Source organism: Streptomyces sp. NPDC058877, from assembly GCF_042742855.1.
GTDB lineage: Bacteria > Actinomycetota > Actinomycetes > Streptomycetales > Streptomycetaceae > Streptomyces.
The window spans coordinates 1-3611 of the sequence record NZ_JBHYMF010000337.1; the positions used below are offsets into that span (position 1 = coordinate 1).

Here is a 3611-nt window from a genome sequence, read left to right on the forward strand (position 1 = left end):
ACCAGGGGCTTCACGCATGTCTGACGTCGGGTCATCACCCAGGCCACCCGCAAGCTGTCACGCACCGCAACCATCACGTTGCCGAGAAGACCTCAATGGCCGGGCGGCGGCGTCACGCCCACTCCACGCCCAGTTTCCGTAGCGCCTCCAGTTGCTCCTGGGTGAGCTTGTCGCGCCGGCTCTTGGTGTTGGAGACCCACACGCCCAGCTTCACCACCACCGGCTCCACCTCGCCCTCGACCTCGATCTCCTCGCCGTGCGCGCGGGGCACCGGCCGGTCGGCGCCTTCTCGCTCGACCCACTGCGTAAGGGCCTTCAGGCCGCGCTGGAACGCCTGCTGCGCCTTGTTCGGGCCCTTCGCCGTACGCGCGGCTGCCGAGGCGGGAGACGGGGCCTGGTCGGGCTGCACGCCCAGCGTGGTCAGCCGTTCCTGCTGCTCGGTCGACAGCCGCGCCCAGGTGCCCGGGTTCTTCTGCCGCTGAAGCCACCGCCCGATGTCGTCGCCCTCGAAGAGCACCCCGGGTTCGATGGCCGGCAGGGCGCCGTCGGCGTCGACCAGGTCAGCGAGGACGCGGTAGTGCCGCTGCCAGTCCAGGGACCATGGGCAGTTCCAGTCCTCATCGACCGCGGCCAGCTGCTGCGCGCGCACGGCGGCCCGCTCGGGGTCCTTGCCCAGACCGCCCTTGCGGCGCAGGTTGGCCATGTGCTGCCCGATGGGCACCATCGCCTCGGCTTCGCCCCACACGGCGTCCTGCCGGGGTGCGAGGTGGCCCATGGCCCGCCGGTAGGACCGCAGCGCGGCGAGCTTGTTCTCCCACGCCTCCTCGCCCGGCTCCCACACCATCCCGGCCTCCGGCGCGTCCAGCAGGACCTTGCGCCGCTCCTCCAGCTCACCCGCCCGCAGCGCCTTCCGCTGCTGGTGCACCCACCGTCCGAGCGGAAAGGTCTTCGTCGCCCCGACTTCGACCTCGACGTCGTAGGGAACGGCGTAGAGGCCCGTGATCTCGTTCTCCTTCCGCCACCGGATGAGGGCCTGGTAGCCCTCCAGCCACACCAGCGACTCCGGCCGGTACACGCGCGTACGGAGGAAGGCTGCGATGGTGGCGGCGTCGCGGGGGCTGGAGAAGTGGAGCAGGGCGGCTTCGGCGGCGGCCTGGGTGTCGTCCTGCTCCTGGTCCTCGTCGCCGCCTTCGCCGCCGGCCCCGACGATCCGCCCGTCCTCGTCACGCCGGACGTGGACCTTGCGCTTGCCGCTCGTGAGCGCCCGGGAGGCGAGCTGCTCGACCAGGCGCTCATCGTGTGAGCGCAGGCCCTGGAGCACGGCCACGAGCGGTTTGAAGCTGGCGGAGGCGACCATGTCGGTGGGGTCCTCGCCGGGCTCCAGGAAGACGGGCACGATGATCCTGGCCACCTTGGTGCTGCCGTCCTTGTTGAGCCGGAGCGCGCGGCCGATGTTCTGGACGATCTCGACCTGGGAGCCGCGGGTGTCGGCGAAGCAGATCGAGTCGACGCCCCGTTCGCCGGTGATGTCGACGCCTTCTCCGAGGACGCGAACGCTGGCGAGGAAGGCGCGGTGGACGCGGCGGTTGTTGGCGTCGATGCCGTTGGCGAACTGGCGTAGGACCTCGCGCCGCTCGGAGACGAGGTGGTCGCCGCACAGCCACGCCGACCAGACGCGGCCCGGCGGGACGTGGCGGCCGGCCTCCAGCTCGTAGAACTCCGCGTTGATCGACGACTTCGGCAGCGCCTCCGCCTTCGCCAGGTCCTCGTCCGTGGCGTCGCTGACGTACAGCTCGGCCGCCGTCTCCGGCAGCTTTTCCGCGAACGCGGCGGCCTCCTCCACCTTCTGGTGGAACGTCATGACCGTACGCAGGTTCCATGCGGCGGCGTGCTCCAGGAGCGCGGTCTGCAGGAGCGCCAGGCGCCGGCCGCGTCGCGCCTCCTCCGACTCCCCGAGCACGGGGGAGGGGTCGCGGATCTCCAGGACGTCGATCTCGAACCCGGCGAGGATCTCCCGCTCGATCGCCTCCGACAAGCCGAGCTCGGCAAGCCACGCGCCGTATGTCCCGTCTGGGTCGTCGACCATGGTCGCCAGCGCCACCTCCTGGCCGTCCGCGCCCTTCTGCGGCCGGGGAGAGGCGAGGATGCGCGGGGTCGCGGTCAGGTAGAGCCGGAAGTCCGCTGGGATCCGGGTGTTGTCGTGGATCGCCGCCCACGGACGGCCAAGATCACCGGCGGTTCCGTGGGCCTCGTCCACGATCGCGAGGTCGAAGCCGTCCATGCGCTGGCCGTAGAGCCGCTCCCCGCCCGCCAGAGCGGCCTCCAGCGGCCCGCGAACCTTCTGCTGGCCCTCGGGAGCGTCGATGTCCTCGCGGTCCACCAGGGAGGAGTACGTGGCGAGCACGACCACCGGCCCGGACTCGGCCCACAGCGCGAGCTGGATCGGGTTCGTGGTGGTGCGCACTCCCAGCGAGTTCAGCACCGGGTCGTTTTCCAGCGAGCACACCGCGACCATCGGCGCCCGGTGGCCCACCGCGCGCCACGCCTGGGCGGTCTGCGCGAGCAGGTCCAGGGTCGGGACCGTGACGAGGATCCGACCCTCCGCGAACGACTCCAGCGCGCACGCGGCGGCCGTGACCGTCTTGCCCGAGCCGGTCGCTGACACGATCGTGCCCCGGGCACCCTGCGGAGGCACAGATGACCTTGCAGGGAATCCCACCCATTTTCGGAAACTTGACTTCTGGTCTACCTGGTGTTCCTTGAGCTGAATCCTAGGCATCCTTTACCTCTCCGATACCCGACTTAAGTAGTTTACAGACGGCCGCCTGAGAGGGAATGTAGCCCTGAATATTTTTCAGATCGGCGCCGCTGTCTAGTTGATGCTCATGAAGCCGCGCATTCGTCATCTCCCCTCCCTTTGGCTACCCTGGCAGCCTGTGATGGCTGAAGGATGACAGCGGCGCCCTTATGATCTGCGTGTGATTCTTCCTCGCTCAGGTCGTCCCTCATGGAGGCATCTTCTGGCCTCCCTCGCACTGGTTGCGCTCATATCGGTTGGCTGGTACGGGCTTCAGCCCGTATACCCTGACTGCACCTTCGCCTCAGGCGGCCTTGCACCTGGGGGCATAACGGTGGGTGATGAAGAGTGGCTAGAGAAGGCCCATCAGGCGGCAATCGAGTCAGGACAGTGCTCTGACTCTCATGCCCGCTGGAAGGATTGGCTTTAGCGGAATTGTTTGCGATGACGCCCCGCCCGGATGGTTGGAGGTGTCCTGTGTTTCCGCCAATGCTACATGCTGCATCAATCTGATGCACGCGGTACACTGGAACCCACACGAGCGAGCGACCCCCACCCCCGCAGCCAGCCTGACCCGCGCAGCGGGTCTAACAGTCCGTAAGGCGCAGCCTGAAGGACTGTCAGGGCGGGGGAGCGCAGCGGACCCGCCGGGAGCGCCCCCGCGCTCCCCCCAACTTCCCTACTACAGGCCCTACTAGCCGCACCGTCAGACCCTGAGGGGCCCGGCCGCGCGAGGCGCGGCCCGCCGGGCGCGCATCGGCCGGCCTCACTGCCTCCTGGAGCGCAGCGGAGGGAGGCGCCCGTGCTCCGCACG

Annotated in this window: 1 protein-coding gene; it reads right to left on the bottom strand. The window is 69.2% G+C overall.

Annotation, left to right across the window (positions count from 1 at the left end; all coding sequences use genetic code 11):
- Window positions 1-112: 112 nt before the first annotated feature.
- Window positions 113-2779, bottom strand: coding sequence for a Helicase associated domain protein (locus tag ACFW2Y_RS35100; protein WP_384887603.1), 2667 nt, complete (start codon window positions 2777-2779; stop codon window positions 113-115).
- Between the last annotated feature and the right edge of the window lie 832 nt (window positions 2780-3611).